The following is a 17,921-nucleotide window of genomic DNA, read 5'->3' as shown; positions in this document are numbered from 1 at the left end:
CTCCTTTTCCGGTATGATACCGGAGCCGACAAGCCCCACAGTGATTGCGTTTTTTGCCAAAGAGGTCTATAATAAGAGCCTGTCCGACAGCGGTTGATTTCTTCTATTGTATCACAACCGTCTGTATTGTCAAAATAAATCTGCATCCTGGGCTGCGATGCCCACGCCCCGGCCTTGTCTGAGTGTTGTGCTTTGAGGCGAAATTTGCTATACTTGCCATATCGAAAAAGCATCTCTCCATGGCAGGAGAGCTCTTTTGGAATTGCGTGAGAAATCAGGGAAAGAAGTATGAGTGAGATCACGACACGGCCCATGACTGCGGAAGACTGGCCGGATGTATCCAAAATCTATTTAGAGGGGATCGCCACGGAACATGCCACGTTCCAGACCACCTGCCCGCCTTATACCGCATGGGACGCCTCCCACACCAAGGACTGCCGTCTGGTGGTGCTGGACGACGGCGTGGTAGCCGGTTGGGCCGCCCTGCACCGGGTAGACCCCCGCTGGTGCTACCGGGGCGTGGTGGAAGTGAGCATCTATGTGGGCGAGCAGTTCCGGGGCCGGGGCGTCGGCTTCCACCTGCTCACGGCTCTGTGCAACGCTGCCGATGCGTCTGGCTACTGGACCCTGCAATCCACCGTATTGCAGGACAACGAGGCCAGCCGCCGCCTGCACGCCAAGTGCGGCTTCCGTCTGGTGGGGCGGCGGGAACGCATTGCCCGCGACTGCCATGGCCGCTGGCTGGATACATTTTTGATGGAGCACCGCTGCAAAGAGGACGAGCCGACGGGATACAAAAAATTATAAGCCACACAAGCAAAAATACCACTGTGCACATTTTGACGCACAGTGGTATTTTTTATCTGTACTGTATTTTTACTTTACAGGTCATTTCCCGCATTTATCGCACCACAGCCAGAGAGCCCATGGGGTCCCAGGGCTCCAGAGCGATGGGTTCTGCCTCGTAGGCCGCGATCTGCTCGGCGGTCAGGTACTTCTTGTTGACCACGACCTGATACATGTACTCATCGAACCAGCGGTCGGTCATCAGGTAGTAACCGTCCTTGCCCGGCTCCTTACCCCAGCTGTTCTCCACACGCCAGCGGTTGGGCTTGCCGTTCTCATCCAGATTGACGCCCTGGAAGACCATGGCATGGGTCATCAGGCTCTGGCCATAGTCCAGGCGCTCGGCTTTGGTCATGGTGAACCGGGTATCCAACAGATCTTCCAGACCACGGATGTCGAGATCCATGATACCGGAATCCCGCTCGGAGTACTTGCCCACGTCGCAGCCGAACCAGACGGGCTGGCCGTCTTTCATCTGGGCGATGGCAGCCTTCTTCAGCTCTTCGATGGGCAGGTTGAGGTAGCGCACGGCGTTGCCCTCTTTCACGTTGCCCAGGTACTGCACGGTGTAACTGCGGCCGTAGGGCTTATCCTCGGTGGGAGCATTGATGAGGCTGACATAGTCGCTCAGGTCAACGCCCACATACTTTTCAAAGAAGCTCTTGGGGGTCAGGCCCTCTTCACGGTGGAAGTTGTTGTCCTTATCGCGGTACTCAAAGGTAAAGGTCTTGGGAGGCTCGCCCAGGCAGATGCAGAGCAGGCGGTAGATCTCGCCCAGCATCCGGGTCTTGCGGGCGCGCAGCTCGTCCAGGCCCTTGCCCTCCTTGTGCAGCTTGCGCAGGATGCAGGCATCCTCCCGCAGCTTCTCGGTCAGCGTCATATCCATCTCGCGGCTGCCGGAAGAAGCCTTGGACTCTGGGTAAGCGGTCTTGGGCACCACGCCGTACTTCTCGATCAGATTACAGAGCATATCCCACTGGCCACCATCGTTCACAGGGGCCATCAGCAGATAGGACACCAGACGGCCATTGGCGGGCTCGTCCAGCGTGTCGAGGATGCTCTCGAGGAAGTAGTTGGATTTTTCCAGCTTATCCCAGAAGAAGAGGTAGGCCTGCGAGAGCTCAAAGGTCTTGAGGTTGTACTTCTTCATCACCTGATAGCGCAGGGTGTTGAGGGCCGCAAACATCCAGCAGCGACCACTCTGCTTCTGGTTGCAGATCTCGCCCTGCTCCAGGCTGATGGAGTATTCATGGACATCCTGCTCCACAGCCTCGCGGCGGATGGCGGAAGCCAGCAGGCCGTTGTTCGTCACGGCGTTCATGGCCACGCGGTTGGCGCGCTGGGCGCTGAAATCGGCGTCAAAGGCTGCGATCTGTTCTTTTGTAATTTCCTGAGACATTGGTTTTACGTCCTTTCTTACCACTCATTGTCCGGAGCTTCCGCGTCGGCCACCCGGGCGCGCTGGAACATGCTCTCCACCACAGCACAGTATTTGTCGGCCAGACAGACGATGACCGCCTCGCGGCAGGTTGGCATGTGGCGGAACGTCAACGGCCACATGTGGCTCCGGATGATGTTCTGCTCCTTTTTGGTGATCTGGAAATAATTACGGGCATTCACGCAGGCAGACCCCGGGTGGGAGAAGCCGTGCATCTCAAACAGACGGCGCAGCCCCTGGAAACTTTTGCGCTTGTGCCAATCGTACAAATAAAAATCGTGCAGGAAAGCTCCCACCGCCAGAGAGGTCTCATCGGCCCCCAGATGAAAGCGGCGGTTGAGCCAGAAGCTGACCAGCACCACGTTTTTGCAGTGCTGGTAGGTCGTCACATCGCCATGCTGGATAAACTCCCGCATCCGCTGCACTTCCGGGTGCCGGTCGTATTTTTCCAGGATGGCGGCAAGCCGTTCCCGTTCCAATTCAGAAAGCTGCATGTGGCAAATTCCCTTTCGCTGTAAAGCCAAAAAAAATCAAATCAGGACCGGAGCTGCACAGGGTTGGAGTTTCCAAAGTTCTCGGCCCGCGTGGGGTTCTCCCGCTTGAGGCTGAAATCCACCAGATACTGCTTGCTGCCGTCGCCCATGGCTTCCAGCTCTGCCAGCTTTGCGTTGGCGGACTCCACATCCGGGTACCACTGGATGAGGAAGAAGTTTTCTTCCTCCACGCCGTAGTACAGCCACTGGCCGTCGGCACGGAGCAGGTCGTCCAGATGGTCCACTTCTTCGCCGTCCGGCAGGCCAAGGCCCTCCTCGGCGTAGACATTCTCCGGTTCCACCTGCAGCACTTCGATCACATCAATGGAGCTCTGCAGATACTCGTCCTGGGAGATGCTCTTATCCGAGAGCTCCCAGCCGGTGAGAAACGCCTGCATCATCAAATCTTTGACCGAGATTTTGGTTTCCATATTCATTCCCTCATTCCTGTTTGTCTCCGCTGACCAGTATACGGCAGCCGCCGTGACAAATCAACGGTTTCTTTGTGAATTTTTATCAGAGCCAATCTTTAGCCCCCTGCTGAGGGGAGCTCCGCGACACGCCCGCATCCGCGGGATGGAACGGTGAGAGGTTATCCTTCAAATCGAAATCAAAGGTTTCTCCCAGCCATTCCAGCGCCAGCTCCACCCAGTGATGCCGGTGCGCGCTGGCAGCATCCACCTCAGCCGTGCTGATGCTGGTGCCGTGCCGCCCTTTCTCAAACAGATGGGCCTCACAGGGCACGCCTGCCCGGCGCAGAGCGGTCAGCAGCAGGAGGGTATTTTCCATGGGCACGGTCTGGTCCTCCATGGTATGCCAGACGAAGACCGGCGGTGTGGCGGGTGTGATCTTGTCCTCCAGCGTGAACGGCTGTTGGGCGGCAGGGTCTTCGCTGCCCGCCAGCTGGACAAAACTGCCCCGGTGGGCATATTTTCCTGCCGTGATGACCGGGTAGGCCAGCAGCACCGCATTGGGGCGGTGCATCGGGGTGCCATCTGGCAAATCGAGCACCGCGCCGGAAAGAGCCAGGTGTCCGCCCGCGGAAAAGCCGCAGACCGCGATCTTCTCCGGCAGCAGGTTCCATGCTTCCGCACGGGAACGGAGCAGGCCAATGGCCGCGTTGAGCTGGCGCAGGGGCTGGTAATGCCGCGCGCCCTCCCCTACACGATAAGTAAGGATGGCCGTGTGGTATCCCGCCGCAGCGAACTGCAGGGCCACCGGGTCCGCCTCCCGGGCGCTGACATGGTTATAGCCCCCGCCGGGCACCACGACCACCACCGGGCGGCGCAGCGCATTGGGCATGGCCTGGGCAGCGTCCCGCAGATAGACGGTCAGACTCCCGCCGCCGGGGAGCGAGCATTGTTCCAGACGCATGGCGGTTCCTCCTTGTCTTTCCTCTGCTCCTTGCAGAGCGGATGTGGTTTGCACCTGCTCATTATAGCGCTTTAACAAAGAGAAGTAAAGCCAGCCTCAAATAATTCTGAACATTTTATGAAACCCCTTGATTTTTGGGCCGCCGCGGTGTATATTAGCACTCGAAAGTTATGAGTGCTAAGGTTTCAAAAGCAATTTGTTGCCCGCAGTGCTTAATCTGATATAAAAGAGGTTTTGGATTATGGCGAAAAAAGAATTTCAGGCCGAAAGCAAAAAGCTGATGGACATGATGATCAACTCCATCTACACCAACAAGGAGATCTTCCTGCGTGAGCTCATCTCCAATGCTTCGGACGCCATCGACAAGCTTTACTATAAGAGCCTGACCGACACTTCTGTCGGGATGAACAAGGGCGATTTCCGCATTCTGATCACCCGTGATAAGGAGAACCGTCTGCTGACTATCTCCGATAACGGCATTGGCATGACGAAAGACGAGCTGGAAAAGAACCTGGGCACCATCGCCCACTCCGGTTCTCTTGATTTCAAGAAAGACAATCAGGACGAGAGCATCGATATCATCGGCCAGTTCGGCGTGGGTTTCTACTCCGCGTTCATGGTAGCCGATAAGGTCACTGTCATCTCCAGGGCCTACGGCTCCGATGAGGCCTGGCAGTGGACTTCCTCTGGCGCGGACGGCTATGAGCTGGAGCCCACCGAGAAAGACACTGTGGGCACCGACATCATCCTGCACATCAAGGACAACACCGATACCGACAACTACGAGAACTACCTCGATGAGTACGGCATCGTGGCCATCGTGAAGAAGTACAGCGATTACGTCCGCTATCCCATCCAGATGGAGCGGGAGAAGAGCCGCCAGAAGCCCGAACCCGATCCCAAGCCGGACGACTACAAACCCGAGTGGGAAACTTACACCGAGCTGGAAACGCTGAACAGCATGGTGCCCATCTGGAAGAAGCAGAAGAGCGAAGTGACCGATGAAGAGTACGCAAGCTTCTATAAGGATAAGTTCAACGATTACTCCGACCCCGCCCGCGTCATCGTGAGCCGCACCGAGGGCACCGCCAACTACAACGCCCTGCTCTTCGTGCCCAGCCACCGCCCCTATGATTTCTACACCAAGGACTACGAAAAGGGCCTGGCTCTGTATGCTTCCGGCGTGCTTATCATGGAGAAGTGCGCGGACCTGCTGCCCGATTACTTCAGCTTCGTCAAGGGCATCGTGGACAGCCAGGACCTGAGCCTGAACATCAGCCGTGAGATGCTGCAGAAAGACAACCAGCTCAAGCTTATCCACAACGCTCTGGAGAAGAAGATCAAGAACGAGCTGCACGCCATGCTGGCCAATGACCGTGAGAAGTACGAGGCATTCTGGAAAGAGTTTGGCCGCCAGATCAAGTTTGGCGCTTACTCGGATTACGGGATGCACGCCGAGCTCCTGCGCGACCTGCTGCTGTTCTGGTCTGCAAAAGAGCAGAAGATGGTCACCATCCAGGAGTACATCGACAAGATGCCTGCCGAGCAGAAGTACATCTACTTTGCCGCCGGTGACTCCACCGACCGTCTGGCCAAGCTGCCTGCTGCCGAGCTGGTACTGGACAAGGGCTATGATGTCCTGCTCCTGACCGAGGATGTGGATGAGTTCTGCCTGCAGATCCTCCGCACCTATCCCCGCAAGGATGCCGAAGGCAAGGACGGCACCGTGGAGTTCAAGAACGTCAACAGCGGCGACCTGGGCCTTGAGACCGAGGAAGAGAAGAAAGCCGCGGAAGATGCTACCGCCGAGAACAAGCCTCTGTTCGACGCCATGAAAGACGCCCTGAACGGCAAGGTCAAGGAGGTCAAAGTCTCTACCCGCCTGAAAGATCACCCCGTCTGCCTGTCCGCCGAGGGTCCCCTCTCCATCGAGATGGAGAAAGTGCTCTCCAAGCAGCCCGGCAGCGAGGACGTCAAGAGCGATAAAGTCCTGGAGCTGAACGTCAACCACCCTGTCTTCGCGGTGCTGAAAGCCGCCCAGGAGGCTGGCGATGCCGACAAGGTCAGCAAGTACAGTGCCCTGCTCTACGCACAGGCACAGCTCATTGAGGGCCTGCCCGTGGATGACCCCGCCGCTTACGCGGAGGCCGTCTGCAGCCTGATGAAGTAATCCCCCTGAATTTCCGGGGAAGAGTGCTGCTCCCTTGCGCTCTTCCCCGTTCCCCCTCATACTCATACTGGTACTCCCAACAAAAGAACGATTTCCTTTTCCAAAAAGGCCGTGCTCCGCTCTCAGAAAGCGGAACGCGGCTTTTTTTGTCCCCGTGTTCTCCACACGACCGTATAAAATCCAATCCTCCATATCAGCAGGCCCTGCGCCGTGTCACCGCAAAGAACGGTTCTTTGTGGTTTGTGCCCAGTGCTTTTCCGGTTTGGAGGATTTTTTTGGCCCACTTGCAGGAATTTATGCACAAAAATCCGCCGCAAATTTTTGGCAACTTTGCATTCAGATGCAACAATAACGCATGGTCTTTTGGGCGCGGATTCTTTATTATAGAGTCAGAAAGATTTCCACGCGGCCCGCTCTGTGGGCTGCGGCTGCAATTTGCACCATTTGTTCAGAGGAGGAACACGCCATGATGAAGCCTATTTCCGTTTGGAAGCAGGAGCTGTCCGGTGGGGCTCACGCTGCCCGGCTGGCAGCGCTCTACTGCTGCGCTCCCGAGCAGACCCCCGCACAGGCTGCCCGGTACGAGGCCGTGCTGGACGGGCTGGAAGCAACGTTTGGTCCCCATGCTGAGGCAGGGCTGTACAGCGCCCCCGGCCGTACCGAGATCGGCGGCAACCACACCGACCACCAGCATGGCCGAGTGCTGGCGGGCAGCGTCAACATTGATATGATCGCCGCCGCAGGTCCCAACACGCTGGGCCAGCTCCGTGTCCAGAGCGAGGGCTATGACCTGTGCGTCATCGACCTGAATGATCTGGCCGCCCGCAAGGAAGAGGAGAACACCAGTGCCGCCATCCTGCGCGGCGAGTGCGAGGCGTTCCGCCAGCGGGGGGCCAAGCTCTCCGGCCTGGACGTCTACATCTCTTCCAACGTGCCCAAGGGCAGCGGCGTTTCGTCCTCTGCCGCCTTTGAGGTGCTGATCGGTGTCATCCTCAACGATCTGTTCCTGGCCGAGAAAGTCTCCCCCATCGCCATTGCACAGATCGGCCAGTGGGCAGAGAATGTCTACTTTGGCAAGCCCTGCGGCCTGATGGACCAGATGGCTTCCAGCGTGGGCAACATCATCACCATTGATTTTGCCGACCCCGCCAAGCCCATCGTGGAACCTGTGCCCGTGGACTTCTCTCAGGCGGGCCTCGCCCTCTGCATCCTGGATTCCGGTGCCGACCACGCCGACCTGACCGACGAATATGCCGCCATCCCCAATGAGTGCCGCGCCGTGGCCGCTGTCTGCGGCGGCGAGGTGCTGCGGGATGTTCCCTTTGAGACGTTTATCGCCAAGCTGCCGGAGTGCCGTAAACAGTGCGGCGACCGGGCTGTCCTCCGCGCGTTCCATATCTATGCGGACAATGACCGGGTGGCAAAACAGGTCACTGCCCTGCGGGAGGGCGATTTTACCACATTCCTCAATCTGGTGGGCGAATCCGGCCAGAGCAGCTGGGAGTACCTGCAGAACGTGATCCCCGCCGGTTACAAGGAGCACCAGGAGGTGGCCGTGACCATTGCGGCGGCCAAACATTTCCTGGGCGGCAAGGGCGCTGTCCGCGTCCACGGCGGCGGCTTTGCCGGCACCGTACAGGCCTTTGTGCCCGTGGAGCTTCTGGCGGGGTTCAAAGCCAACATGGAGGCCATTTTGGGTGAGGGCCGCTGCCATGTCCTCTCCATCCGCCCGGAGGGAGGCGCAGTCCTGTGAGCGATATCTCTACTGCCATCCAGCAGCTCGTCAACTACGGCCTGGACACCGGCCTGATTCTGCCGGACGATGAAATTTACATCCGCAACCAGCTGCTCATGACCATGCAGCTGGACAGCTTCACCGCGCCTGAGGGCGAAGTGTGCTACACCGACCTGGAATCCATCCTGAAAACACTGCTGGACGACGCCGTCGCCCGCGGTGTCTGCGCGGACAACTCCACGGCCCGCGACCTGTTTGACACCAAACTCATGGGCGTGCTCACCCCCCGGCCCAGCATCGTCCGCGCCAACTTTGAGGAGCGGTACGAAAATGAGGGCCCGCAGGCCGCCACCGACTGGTTCTACCAGTTCAGCCAGGATACGGACTACATCCGCCGTTACCGCATCAAGCGGGACCTCAAGTGGGTGACCAAGACCCCCTACGGCGATCTGGATATCACCATCAATCTCTCCAAGCCCGAAAAAGACCCCAAAGCCATTGCAGCAGCCAAGCTGGCCCCCCAGAGCTCCTACCCCAAGTGCCAGCTCTGCGTGGAGAACGAGGGCTACGCGGGCCGGATGAACCACCCCGCCCGCGAGAATCACCGCATCATCCCGCTGACCATCAACGACAGTGCGTGGAATCTGCAATACAGCCCTTATGTCTATTACAATGAGCACTGCATCGTCTTCAACAACAACCACACCCCCATGAAGATCGAGCGGGCCACGTTCCGCAAGCTGCTGGACTTTGTGGCCCTCTTCCCCCACTATTTCGTGGGCAGCAACGCCGATCTGCCCATTGTGGGTGGCAGCATCCTGAGCCACGACCATTTCCAGGGCGGCCATTATGAATTCGCCATGGCCAAAGCCCCCATCGAGAAACCCTGGGTCTTCCCCGGCTTTGAGGATGTGGAAGCGGGCATCGTCCACTGGCCCATGAGCTGCATCCGCCTCACCTGCGCCGATGATGCCCGGCTGGTGGAGCTGGCAGATAAAATTCTGACAGCATGGCGCGGCTACACGGACGAACAGTGCTTCGTTTACGCCGAGACTGACGGCGAACCCCACAACACCATCACCCCCATTGCCCGGATGCGGGACGGCAAGTTCCAGTTCGATTTGGTGCTGCGCAACAACATCACCACCCCGGAGCATCCGCTGGGCGTTTACCACCCCCACGCCAAGCTCCACCACATCAAAAAAGAGAACATCGGCCTGATCGAGGTCATGGGTCTGGCCGTGCTGCCCAGCCGCCTGAAGCAGGAGCTGTTCGACCTTGCTGATGTGCTGATGGCACACCTGCCCATCGCAGAGTACCCCGAAGCCCTGCAAAAGCACGCTGCGTGGGCAGAGGAGATCCTTGCAAAGCACCCGGAGTTGAACGCCGACAATGTGCACCTGATTTTGCAGGACGAGGTAGGCCATGTGTTCGCACAGGTGCTGGCCGATGCCGGTGTCTACAAGCTGGACGAGGCAGGCCGTGCAGGCTTTGTGCGCTTCCTGGAGAGTGTGTAAGATGATCCTGGAAGTCTGTGTTGACAGCACGGCCAGCGCCCTTGCAGCCAAACGCGGCGGGGCGGACCGGCTGGAACTCTGTGCCGACCTCATTGTGGGCGGCACCACCCCCAGCCTTGCGCTGGTGCGGCAGGTCAAGGCCGAAACCGGCCTCCCCGTGCGGGCACTGCTCCGCCCCCGTTTTGGCGATTTCTGTTACGACCGCTATGAGCTGGCCCAGATGGAGCAGCTGGCCGCAGAGCTGGTTGCCGCCGGGGCTGACGGCATCGTGACCGGTGCCCTGACACCGGAGGGAGATTTGGATACAGCGGCGCTGCGGCCCATCTATGCCGCTGCCCGCCGTGCCGCGCGGGAGGCCGGACGCCCGGCAGCTTGCACGCTGCACCGCGCCTTTGATGTCTGCCGGGCCCCGTTTGCGGCGCTGGAAGCTGCCAAAGAGCTGCAGCTTGCCACCATCCTGACCAGTGGGCAGGCAGCCAGTGCCCCGCAGGGAGCGTCCCTGCTCCACCAGCTGGTGCAGGCCGCCGGGAATGACATTGAGATCCTGGTGGGTGCTGGCGTCGGCCCCGCCAACCTCCCGGACCTTGCCGCCCAGACGGGTGCCAGGGCGTTCCATCTCTCGGGCAAAAAAGTCCTTGACAGCCGGATGATATTCCGCCGCGAGGGCGTGCCCATGGGCCTGCCCGGCTTCTCCGAGTTTGACATCTGGCAGACCGATGAAGCCACCATCCGGGAAGTACGAACGATTTTGGATACGATTGCATAAGAAAAGAAGCTCTCCGTGCAGGAGAGCTTCTTTTTGTGTAGATCCGTATAATAATCTCAGACTTTCCGGCGAAGCAGGCTCATGGGAGGCAGCTGCGGGGTGGGGATGGTGTATTTTTCCATCGCGTGCGGGGTGGACTCCATGGCCTCCCCGGCCTCGTTTTTGATCCACTCCGGGGTCAGCGGAATGCTCCGGCCATCCGGGCAGAGGGCTTCCAGCGTATCTCCCAGGCTCCACTTGCCCCGCTGTTGGCAGCTGGCAATGCCATTCTCCCAGCCGTCCACCGTGCCCACAAACTCCCACTCGCGGATGTAGGTGGCGCTGTCGGTGGCCTGACGGGCCTGCTCCCGGCCAAAATAGAAGCCGGGCGAATAGTGGCGGTGGCTGGTGCGGGTCAGCTCCTCCAGCACCTGCTCCGGCAGAGCGAAATCATCGTTGAGCGGGTCGGCAAGGTACTGGTCCAGCGCCTTGCGGTAAGCAGCGGTCACGCTGGCCACATAGTAGAACGTCTTGGCGCGGCCTTCGATCTTCAGGCTGTCCACACCCGCCTTGCAGATAAGGTCCAGGAACGGGGCGGTGCACAGATCATTGGCGTTGAGGATGTAGCTGCCGTTCTCGTTCTCGCCGATCTCATACAGCTGGCCGGGGCGGGTCTCCTCGCTGAGATAGTACTTCCAGCGGCAGGGCTGGGCACACTGCCCTCGGTTGGCGTCACGGCCTGCCATGTAATTAGAGAGCAGGCACCGGCCCGAGACGCTCATGCACATGGCACCATGGACAAAGGCCTCAATTTCCAGTTCCGGCGGGGTCTTGTCCCGCAGGGTAGCAATGTCCTGCAGGGTCATCTCCCGGGCCAGCACCACCCGCTTGGCACCCATGTTGTAGGCAGCGCGGGCAGCAGCCCAGTTGGTGATGCCCGTCTGGGTGGACATGTGGACATCAATGTCCGGGGCAAAGTGCTTGCAGGCGTCCAGCACACCCAGGTCAGCCACAATAAAGGCATCCACGCCCGCCTCCGCGGCGGACTTGATGGCCTCGGGCAGGCGGTCGGCCTCCTCATTGGTGGGCAGGGTGTTCATGGTCAGGTAGACCTTGCGACCGCGGGCGTGGGCATAGATGACGCCCTCCGCCAGCTGCTCCGGCGTAAAGTTGGCCGGAGCCGAGCGCATTCCAAATTCAGGCAGGCTGCAATACACAGCGTCCGCGCCGTAGTTGATGGCGTACCGCAGGCGCTCCAAATCGCCCGCCGGGGCCAGCAGTTCCGGGATCTGCAACATAACGTTATCCTCTCTTTTTATCGTTCTGGTTCACACAATAAGCTCCCCTTGCCGGGGAGCTTATTGCATTTACTTCAGGCTTTGATTCACGCTGTCGGCCTCGGCGCAGTTTTTCTGGTGGTCCGCGTAGGTCTTGGCGTAGTAATAATGACCGCTCTGGTCTGTCACAAAGAAATAGCAGTCCTTGACTTCCGGGTCACACTGAGGGTTCAGCGCCGCCCGGATGGCCGCAAGGCCGGGGTTGGAGATGGGGCCCGCCGGGAGGCCGGTGCAGTTGTAGGTGTCGTAGGCGTCCCGGATATTGGCCGGGATGCTGTCCCACCCGCCGTAATAGGGGGCCACCCAGTTCCACAGATAGTTGTTGTCGGCATCGCTCTGGACATGGCTGGAGGCGTTGCTCTGCAGCTTGGGGTAGGGCGAACCCTCCGCCAGCCGGTTGCGGAACACCTGGGCCACATTATCGTCCTGGTCGTTGCCCGCTTCCTCCTGCACGAACGATGCCAGCGTGATCAGCTCCGGCAGGGTCATCCCCTGCTCGTCCAGCTGCTTGTACATGGCGTCGGTGATCTGCTTGTCAAAGTGGGCGTAGAACGTGGCCACATAATGGTGGACGGTGTCATCTTTCAAAAACTCGTAGGTATCCGGGAAGAGATAGCCCTCGCACTTCAAAAAGCGGTCCGGGGCGTCCTTGTCGTCCGGGACATACTGCCAGAACTTATATTCACTGAAATCGCCGTTGTTGGCCTCTTTCAGGAATTCCTCAGCCGTGCAGAGGCCGGCATCCTCCATCTTCCGGGCCATGGCGATGGCGGTGGTACCCTCGGGGAACGTCAGGCGGACGCTCTCGGCCTTGGCATACTCCGACAACACCTCGATCAGGTCGTTGTAGGAGCTGCCGGGTGCAAGCGTAAACTCGCCGTACTGCAATTTTGCGGCAGCTCCCTGTTTGCCCACATACCAGCGGAACAGGCGCGGGAATTTGATCACCCCCGCCTCTTTCAGCGCGTTGGCAATGGTACCCACGCCGCTGCCCTGCTGGATGCTCACGGGGACTTTCTCGCCCGGCGTGCCGCCGTCGATCTCCCGCTTTGCCATCCAGACACCGCCGCCCGCGACCACGAGCAGCAGTACCAGCAGCACCAGAACTATTTTCAGTGCCCCGCCCTTTTTGCGGGGAGCACTGTGGGAATTTTTGTGTGCCATACCCACTCCTTTAACCGTTTTCCAGCATCAACCGCATGTAGCTCTCGCTCACATCAAAGGGTTCGCCCTCAAAGCGGATCATGCCGTAGTCCTGCCGGGTGCCCTCGCCCAGGAACAGGTTCTGGGCAGCACCCACCGTGATAACAGCTTTTTCCACGATGACCTCTTTCTCCCGGGCCGCTTCCATCAGTTTCTCGGCAGAGCGGTCATCCTCGGCCATCAGCTCCACAAAATAGAGAGTATCCTCCTTGCGGAAATAGATGCCGTAGCCCTGCTCACTGGACACGATGGTGGCACCGCGGGAGTACAGGTCTCCCAGCACCACGGCCATCTTCTCCGGCGTCAGCATGACCGTATCCGGCCAGAAGCGCTCCCGCAGCTCGCAGAGCTTTTTGGCGGTCACCGAGTCAAACTCAGCCTGGCTCCACAGGTTGCGCTCCACTTCCCGGGGCAGGCAGCGGAGGGCAAAAGCTTTCTGGAACCCCTTATCCTGCAGCAGCGCTGCCCGCTCCGGGCTGGTGGGCGCGGCCACCGTAAAGCCCGCGCCCCGCAGCTTCTGCTGGGCGCAGAGAGTATCCACCAAACCCGCCAAAATCAGGTTGCCCTGCCCGCACAGGCCAAACAGGTAATTGCCCGGGCGGCCCTGCAGCGTGACCGGCACCGCCAATGCCGCAGCCTCGATCTGGCCGTTTTCTTCGGCCACGTAAACATTCTGTTCCCCGGCAAAACGGTCCATGGCGGTGTTGATAAACTCCGCCGTATCCCCCCGCTCTTTCTGCCAGAGTGCCACCACCGCCGCACGATCCGACGGCTGCATCAAACGATACATGAATAGGATGCCTCCTTTATTCTCAAATAACCCGCTGGGCCAATTTCCGCACTTCGCTCTGGATGTCCTCGATGCTCCGCATGGCATCGCCCTGGGTGCAGTGGACAGTCTCCCAGCCCAGATGGGCCGCGCAGAATTCCGCCGCGTTCCGGCTCCGGGCCAGGTACTCCACGTCTTTTTCGTGGACGTCTTTTTTGCTCTCGTCGCCATGGTAGCGGCCCGTCATCAGCTTCTGGCTCACGGCGGGGTCTACCTGCAGGTAGATGACTTCATCCGGGGCAGGCAGTCCCAGCAGCCGGAACTCATAATCAAACAGCCACTGCAAAAAACTCTCCCACTGCTCCGGCGGGAGCTTGGAGCACTGGTGTACGGCATTCGATGTGGTGTAGCGGTCCGCAATGATGACGCCGCCCGCCTCGTAAAAGCTGCCCCAGCTGGTTTTGTAACTGGCGTAGCGGTCTACTGCATAGAAGCTTGACGCCGCGTAGGCGTTCACATCATCGGGCTTGTCCCCAAATTGTCCGGCCAGATACATCTTGACCAGGGCGCTGGAATCGCTGGCATAATCCGGGAATGTGATCTCCTGGACATTTTTGCCTGCTTCTTTCAGGTGTTGGGCCAGCAGTTTAGCCTGAGTCGCCTTGCCGCTGCCGTCCAGTCCTTCCAGCACGATGAGGGTGCCTTTTTTTGCATCAACCATTCTGCGGTTCCCCTTTCAGCGCGGCATACCGGGCACGGACTTCCGCCGTGCGGCCACAGCACATTTTTCCCTCCGGGCAGGGGCCGGAAACGCAGGCCGGGCCCGCCTTGGCAAAGATATGGGGTGCCACCGGGTAGACCAGCCGGAGCATCTCTTCGGCCAGTGCCCGGATCTCCCACTGGGCACGGCTGCAACACCGCAGGTGGAAGAAGTTCTGCAAGCTGCGGGCGTTCATCGTTACTACCATTTTCGTCTCGCAGGCGTTGGGCAGCACAAAGCGGGCGTCCTCGTTGGCCTGCTTGGAGGCCTTAGCACGGGCCTGCTTCTCAGGCATTCCCTCGGCCATGAGGCGGGCGGTGTGGCCGTCCTCCAGCTTCTGCACGAGATCAAGATACCGCTGGGCGTCCTCGTTCATACTCTCGATGAACGCTGCCTTTGCCTCGGGGATGGCCTCGATCTCGGGCGGGATGACATAGCGGAAATCGTCCAGCCGGACATACCGCTGGCTCTGGACGCTGAACGACGCAATGCGGTGCCGGGTGATCTGTGCCAGCAGGGTGCGGCTGACTCCCTCAATGCCAAAGGTAAAGCTGGCGTGCTCAATGGGGCTTGCGTGGCCCAAGTCACTGAGCATGGTCAGGAAACGGGCGGTCTTTTCCTCGTCCAGCCCGTCCAGCAGGTCGGTGATATGGGCATCAGAGTAGCAGAGCTTGGCCGCTGCGGCCACCACCTTTTCCGGCTCCGGGGTGTGGGCGATCAATCGAACGGTCATCATACTCTCATTCCTCCGTAATCTTGGTCAGCGGCGCAAAGTTTGCCATGGTCTTTTTGATGCCGACCTTTTCAAAACGAATCTCCACGATCTGGTCCCCGGCAGCAGGCTTGACCGCCACCACCGTGCCTCGCCCGAAGACTTTGTGCTCCACCACATCGCCGGGCTCGTAGTGTTTTTTCGTGTTTGCGTTTATTTTTGCAGTAGGCGTGCCTGTAAAGTTGATTTGCTTTGCAGGTGTTTTGGGTACTGCCGGGCGGCTGTAGCCGCTGCCAAAGCCGCCCGGACCGCCCACGCTGCCGCTATGGGAGCCATAACTGCTGCCGTAACCGCTTGAAGAACTCCCCCGCCCGGCGTAGCCGGAACCAAAGCCCCGGCTCTCCCCGGCGTTGTACTCCCGGTTCAGGTAGCCGGAACGGTTTCCATAGCCTGTACTGCCACCGTAGCTGCCGTAAGAAGACGAACCGCGGCCCCAGCCCGAAGCCCCGGAATAACCGGAGGCACCGCCGGGCACCGTGTCGCTGTAGCTGCTGCCCCAGCCGCCCAGACGGCTGCGCTGTTCCAGCACCGGGCTGCGGGTCTCTTCCAGATACTCCGGCTCGATCTCCCGCAAAAAGCGGCTGGGCTCATTGCGCTGGGTGCGACCATACAACATCCGGGTGACGCTGTTGGAGATGTACAGCTCTTTCTTGGCACGGGTGATGCCGACGTAGGCCAGGCGGCGTTCCTCTTCCAGATCAGCCTCCGAGTATTTACTCATCTCACTGGGGAAGACGCCCTCTTCCATGCCGATCAGGAATACATACGGAAACTCCAGGCCCTTGGCCGAGTGAATGGTCATCAGCACCACCTGGTCGGCACTCTCGTTGTAGTTGTCAATGTCGCTGATGAGGGCGATATCTTCCAGATAGCCCTCCAGCGAGGCCTCCTCGCCCTGCTGGTCACAGTAGTTTTTCACGTTGTTGACCAGCTGGCCCAGGTTCTGCAGGCGGTCTGCCGCGTCCTCGTGGCCCTTGGCGGCATCGGCTTCCAGCATCGCCTTGTAGCCGGTGATCTCAATCACGTCGCTGGCAAACTCGTCCAGCGTCTTATTCTCCAGCGAGTCCTGTAACCGCTCATAGATCTGATAGAACTTATACAGTGGTGCAATGGCCCGGCTGAGCTTCGCGTACTGGTCCGCATGGCGGATGATCTCCAACATGCTCACGCCCTCCTGCCCGGCCAGGTCAGCGATGACGTCAATGGTGGTCGCACCAATTTTACGGGCAGGCTCGTTGATAATGCGGCGGAGACGCACATCATCCCGAGGATTGGCCACAATGGACATGTAGGAGTGGATGTCCTTGACCTCTTTGCGGTCGTTGAACCGCTGGCCTCCCACGATCTTGTGCGGGATGCCCGCGCGGGTGAAGTAGCTTTCCAGCGGGGCCGACTGGGCGTTCATCCGGTAGAGCACGGCGTGGTCGGCCAGATGGCCGCCCGCCCGCAGGTGCTGGCCGATGATGTCCGCGATGTGGCTGGCCTCGTCCTGCTCGTTCTCTGCCGTGTAGACCTGCACTTTGTCGCCCTCACCGTTTTGGGTCCAAAGGGTCTTCCCCTTGCGCTCCGTGTTGTGCTGGATGACGCAGTTGGCGGCGTTGAGGATGTTGGAAGTGGAGCGGTAATTCTGCTCCAGCCGGATGGTCTTGGTGCCCGGGTAAACGCGCTCAAAGTTGAGGATGTTCTCAATGGTAGCCCCCCGGAAACGGTAAATGCTCTGGTCATCGTCGCCGACAACGCAGATGTTCTTCTCCGGGCCGGTGAGCAGGCTGACAAGGCGGAACTGTGCCACACTGGTGTCCTGATACTCGTCCACCAGCAGGTAACGGTATTTGTTCTGGTAGAAGTCCCGCACCTCTTTGTGCTCGGCCAGCAGCTGGACGGTCTGATAAATCAGATCGTCAAAGTCGAACGCGCCGGCCTCTTTCAGTTTCTTTTCATAGGCGGCATAAACGCGGGCCGCCAGAGTGCCTTTGGTGTCCTTTGCCGGGGTCTGCAGTGCTTCGGCCGGGCTGACGAGCTGGTCTTTCCAGCGGCTCATCTGGTTGATGGCGCTCTTGACCGGGAAGAACTTATCGTCCACGCTCAGCTCTTTGTACACGGTCTTCATCACCCGCTGGGAGTCGTCCGTGTCGTAAATGGTAAAACTGCGGGGATAGCCGATCTCCTCGGCCCAGCGGCGGAGGATGCGGACACAGGCGGAGTGGAACGTGGAGGCAAACACCTCATCGCCCTCTTCCCCGCCCAGCATATTGCGCAGGCGCTCTTTCAGCTCGCCTGCCGCCTTGTTGGTAAAGGTAATGGCCATCACGTTCCAGCTGTGGACCGCGTCCTTGCGGAGCATCCCGTCCAGCCAGCCGGGGGCATCCGTGCCCGTCATAAGGGCGGTGCGCAGGGCTTTTACATCATCCTCCGTTACCTCACGGGGCGTCCAGCTGGAGCCGTGGGCCGAGCCAAACCGGATGAGGTTTGCAATGCGGTTGACCAGCACCGTGGTCTTGCCGCTGCCTGCGCCTGCCAGGATCAGCAGCGGGCCGCTGGTGGTAAACACCGCCGCGCGCTGCATCTCGTTCAGGCGGCCAAACTGCTTTTCAATGTAGGTATCGCGCAGTTTACAAAATTCCTGTTGAAGATTGGTTGCCATGGTTTCACCTGTTCATTTCATCAGAATCATACAAGATATAGTATAACACAAAAGTGCCTGGTTTGACAGTGCTTTGGG

Annotated in this window: 15 protein-coding genes; 5 read left to right on the top strand and 10 right to left on the bottom strand. The window is 59.5% G+C overall.

Features of this window, described 5'->3' with window-relative positions:
* Positions 1–288: 288 nt before the first annotated feature.
* Positions 289–807, top strand: coding sequence for a GNAT family N-acetyltransferase (locus C4N22_RS11765; protein WP_112149107.1), 519 nt, complete (start codon positions 289–291; stop codon positions 805–807).
* Between the two features lie 94 nt (positions 808–901).
* Here C4N22_RS11765 and C4N22_RS11760 read toward each other — a convergent pair whose 3' ends face one another.
* The 4 genes from C4N22_RS11760 to C4N22_RS11745 form a co-directional block, all read right to left on the bottom strand.
* On the bottom strand, positions 902–2,245 hold the full coding sequence (locus C4N22_RS11760) for an aminopeptidase C (protein WP_112149106.1): 1,344 nt from the start codon (positions 2,243–2,245) through the stop codon (positions 902–904).
* Between the two features lie 17 nt (positions 2,246–2,262).
* Complete coding sequence (locus C4N22_RS11755) at positions 2,263–2,778, bottom strand: HD domain-containing protein (RefSeq protein ID WP_112149105.1); 516 nt, start codon at positions 2,776–2,778, stop codon at positions 2,263–2,265.
* A gap of 41 nt (positions 2,779–2,819) precedes the next feature.
* Positions 2,820–3,248: a hypothetical protein gene (locus C4N22_RS11750; protein WP_112115430.1), complete on the bottom strand. Its 429-nt coding sequence runs from the start codon at positions 3,246–3,248 to the stop codon at positions 2,820–2,822.
* Between the two features lie 85 nt (positions 3,249–3,333).
* Entirely contained in the window at positions 3,334–4,191 is an 858-nt protein-coding gene (locus tag C4N22_RS11745) for an alpha/beta hydrolase (protein WP_112149104.1), read from the bottom strand.
* Between the two features lie 241 nt (positions 4,192–4,432).
* On the opposite strand from C4N22_RS11745, the gene htpG reads away from it, so the two are divergent.
* The 4 genes from htpG (at position 4,433) to C4N22_RS11725 (ending at position 10,379) form a co-directional block, all read left to right on the top strand.
* Positions 4,433–6,361 (top strand): molecular chaperone HtpG, encoded by a 1,929-nt coding sequence (gene htpG / locus C4N22_RS11740; protein WP_112149103.1) that lies wholly within the window; start codon positions 4,433–4,435, stop codon positions 6,359–6,361.
* Between the two features lie 466 nt (positions 6,362–6,827).
* Entirely contained in the window at positions 6,828–8,114 is a 1,287-nt protein-coding gene (locus C4N22_RS11735) for a galactokinase (RefSeq protein ID WP_112149102.1), read from the top strand.
* Positions 8,111–9,613 (top strand): UDP-glucose--hexose-1-phosphate uridylyltransferase, encoded by a 1,503-nt coding sequence (galT, locus tag C4N22_RS11730; protein ID WP_112149101.1) that lies wholly within the window; start codon positions 8,111–8,113, stop codon positions 9,611–9,613. The genes C4N22_RS11735 and galT overlap by 4 nt, the downstream gene beginning before the upstream one ends.
* Before the next feature lies 1 nt (position 9,614).
* Positions 9,615–10,379, top strand: coding sequence for a copper homeostasis protein CutC (locus C4N22_RS11725; protein ID WP_112149100.1), 765 nt, complete (start codon positions 9,615–9,617; stop codon positions 10,377–10,379).
* Between the two features lie 56 nt (positions 10,380–10,435).
* On the opposite strand, the gene C4N22_RS11720 is transcribed toward C4N22_RS11725, so the two are convergent.
* From C4N22_RS11720 to C4N22_RS11695, 6 genes are all read right to left on the bottom strand, one after another.
* The gene (locus C4N22_RS11720; protein ID WP_022256262.1) at positions 10,436–11,656 is read right to left on the bottom strand and encodes a peptidase U32 family protein; all 1,221 of its coding nucleotides are present in this window, start codon (positions 11,654–11,656) and stop codon (positions 10,436–10,438) included.
* Between the two features lie 69 nt (positions 11,657–11,725).
* The gene (gene mltG, locus C4N22_RS11715) at positions 11,726–12,859 is read right to left on the bottom strand and encodes an endolytic transglycosylase MltG (RefSeq protein WP_112149099.1); all 1,134 of its coding nucleotides are present in this window, start codon (positions 12,857–12,859) and stop codon (positions 11,726–11,728) included.
* Between the two features lie 10 nt (positions 12,860–12,869).
* Entirely contained in the window at positions 12,870–13,688 is an 819-nt protein-coding gene (locus C4N22_RS11710; protein WP_112149098.1) for a hypothetical protein, read from the bottom strand.
* A 22-nt stretch (positions 13,689–13,710) separates the two neighbouring features.
* Positions 13,711–14,388, bottom strand: a complete 678-nt coding sequence (locus C4N22_RS11705; RefSeq protein WP_112149097.1) for a dTMP kinase — start codon at positions 14,386–14,388, stop codon at positions 13,711–13,713.
* A complete protein-coding gene (gene thyX, locus C4N22_RS11700; RefSeq protein WP_112149096.1) occupies positions 14,381–15,163 on the bottom strand; it encodes an FAD-dependent thymidylate synthase in 783 nt (260 codons plus the stop codon). The genes C4N22_RS11705 and thyX overlap by 8 nt, the downstream gene beginning before the upstream one ends.
* A gap of 4 nt (positions 15,164–15,167) precedes the next feature.
* A complete protein-coding gene (locus tag C4N22_RS11695) occupies positions 15,168–17,843 on the bottom strand; it encodes an ATP-dependent helicase (RefSeq protein WP_112149095.1) in 2,676 nt (891 codons plus the stop codon).
* Positions 17,844–17,921 lie beyond the last annotated feature (78 nt).

The organism is Faecalibacterium prausnitzii (genome assembly GCF_003287495.1).
GTDB classification, from domain to species: domain Bacteria; phylum Bacillota; class Clostridia; order Oscillospirales; family Ruminococcaceae; genus Faecalibacterium; species Faecalibacterium prausnitzii_I.
The sequence above is the reverse complement of the archived record's forward strand: the minus strand, read 5'-3'. Positions and strand labels throughout refer to the sequence as shown.

Coding starts and splice junctions, on each gene's coding strand:
- C4N22_RS11765 (WP_112149107.1), top strand. CDS start 289: ATGAGTGAGATCACGACACGGCCCATGACTGCGGAAGACTGGCCGGAT.
- C4N22_RS11705 (WP_112149097.1), bottom strand. CDS start 14,388: ATGGTTGATGCAAAAAAAGGCACCCTCATCGTGCTGGAAGGACTGGAC.
- C4N22_RS11725 (WP_112149100.1), top strand. CDS start 9,615: ATGATCCTGGAAGTCTGTGTTGACAGCACGGCCAGCGCCCTTGCAGCC.
- C4N22_RS11745 (WP_112149104.1), bottom strand. CDS start 4,191: ATGCGTCTGGAACAATGCTCGCTCCCCGGCGGCGGGAGTCTGACCGTC.
- C4N22_RS11755 (WP_112149105.1), bottom strand. CDS start 2,778: ATGCAGCTTTCTGAATTGGAACGGGAACGGCTTGCCGCCATCCTGGAA.
- C4N22_RS11760 (WP_112149106.1), bottom strand. CDS start 2,245: ATGTCTCAGGAAATTACAAAAGAACAGATCGCAGCCTTTGACGCCGAT.
- htpG (WP_112149103.1), top strand. CDS start 4,433: ATGGCGAAAAAAGAATTTCAGGCCGAAAGCAAAAAGCTGATGGACATG.
- thyX (WP_112149096.1), bottom strand. CDS start 15,163: ATGATGACCGTTCGATTGATCGCCCACACCCCGGAGCCGGAAAAGGTG.
- C4N22_RS11695 (WP_112149095.1), bottom strand. CDS start 17,843: ATGGCAACCAATCTTCAACAGGAATTTTGTAAACTGCGCGATACCTAC.
- C4N22_RS11720 (WP_022256262.1), bottom strand. CDS start 11,656: ATGTTGCAGATCCCGGAACTGCTGGCCCCGGCGGGCGATTTGGAGCGC.
- mltG (WP_112149099.1), bottom strand. CDS start 12,859: ATGGCACACAAAAATTCCCACAGTGCTCCCCGCAAAAAGGGCGGGGCA.
- C4N22_RS11735 (WP_112149102.1), top strand. CDS start 6,828: ATGATGAAGCCTATTTCCGTTTGGAAGCAGGAGCTGTCCGGTGGGGCT.
- C4N22_RS11750 (WP_112115430.1), bottom strand. CDS start 3,248: ATGGAAACCAAAATCTCGGTCAAAGATTTGATGATGCAGGCGTTTCTC.
- C4N22_RS11710 (WP_112149098.1), bottom strand. CDS start 13,688: ATGTATCGTTTGATGCAGCCGTCGGATCGTGCGGCGGTGGTGGCACTC.